This window comes from Pseudomonas sp. P5_A2_2 (assembly GCF_054177685.1).
Window position 1 is genome coordinate 1 of sequence record NZ_JBGCUL010001245.1, and the last position, 1,161, is coordinate 1,161.

A 1,161-nucleotide genomic window follows, 5' to 3' on the forward strand; every position below is an offset into this window, starting at 1 on the left:
CCTGAGCCCCTTCAAGTCGCTGTACCTGGCGACCCTCGGCGGCGCCCGTGCACTGCGCCTGGAAGACAAGATCGGCAACCTGCAACCGGGCACCGACGCCGACTTCCTCGTGCTGGACTACAACGCCACGCCGCTGCTGGGCTATCGCCTGAAGCAGGCCAATAACATCGCCGAGACGTTGTTTGTGTTGATGACGCTGGGTGATGACCGGACTGTGCTGCAGACTTATGCGGCGGGGAATCTGGTGCATCAGCGCTAAAAGTTTGCGCCCATAAAAAATCCCCCGTCGCTGTACAGCCCGGGGGATTTTTATTGCCTGTCAGATCGTCATCGCGAGCAGGCTCGCTCCCACAGTTGATCTTCAGTGATCACAAATTTCGCATTCGACACAAAACCCTGTGGGAGCCAGCCTGCTGGCGATAGGCGCGACGCGGTCTATCAGAGTTTCGCGGTCGACCGCCCTGGCTTCTTGGTCTGCAACAAATGCGAGAACACCGCATGCAGATCATCCGAAGCACTTTCTTCGTCGAGGTTGAGCTTGCTGTCGATGTGATCCATGTGGTGCATCATCAGGTCGACCGCCAGTTCAGCGTCGCGTTTTTCGATGGCGTCGATCAACTGGGTGTGCTCGTCGTAGGAGCAGTGGGAGCGGTTGCCGCTTTCGTACTGGGCGATGATCAGCGAAGTCTGGGACACCAGGCTGCGCTGGAAACTGATCAACGGGGCGTTTTTCGCCGCTTCGGCCAGTTTCAGGTGGAATTCGCCCGACAGGCGGATGCCGGCACCACGGTCGCCACGGGAAAAGCTGTCGCGCTCGTCGTTGACCATCTGGCGCAGTTCGGCGATCTGCTCGGCGGTGGCGTGCTGCACCGCAAGCTCAGTGATCGCGCGCTCGACCAGACGCCGGGCCATGAACACCTGGCGCGCCTCCTCGACACTCGGACTGGCGACGACGGCACCGCGGTTCGGACGCAACAGCACCACGCCTTCATGGGCCAGGCGCGACAAGGCGCGGCGAATGATGGTGCGGCTGACCCCGAAAATTTCCCCCAGCGCTTCTTCGCTCAACTTGGTGCCGGGCGCCAGGCGCTGTTCGAGGATGGCCTCGAAGATATGCGCGTAGACAATATCGTCCTGGGTGCCGCTACGGCCGGCTTTGCC

2 protein-coding genes are annotated in these 1,161 nt (G+C 61.2%); one reads left to right on the forward strand and one right to left on the reverse strand.

Annotated features, from left to right (window positions below):
* Positions 1-259: amidohydrolase family protein (locus ACXRVY_RS30500; RefSeq protein WP_458239138.1), on the forward strand; the 259-nt coding region annotated here is incomplete at its 5' end.
* A 179-nt stretch (positions 260-438) separates the two neighbouring features.
* Here ACXRVY_RS30500 and ACXRVY_RS30505 read toward each other — a convergent pair.
* Positions 439-1,161: GntR family transcriptional regulator (locus tag ACXRVY_RS30505; protein ID WP_458239139.1), on the reverse strand; the 723-nt coding region annotated here is incomplete at its 5' end.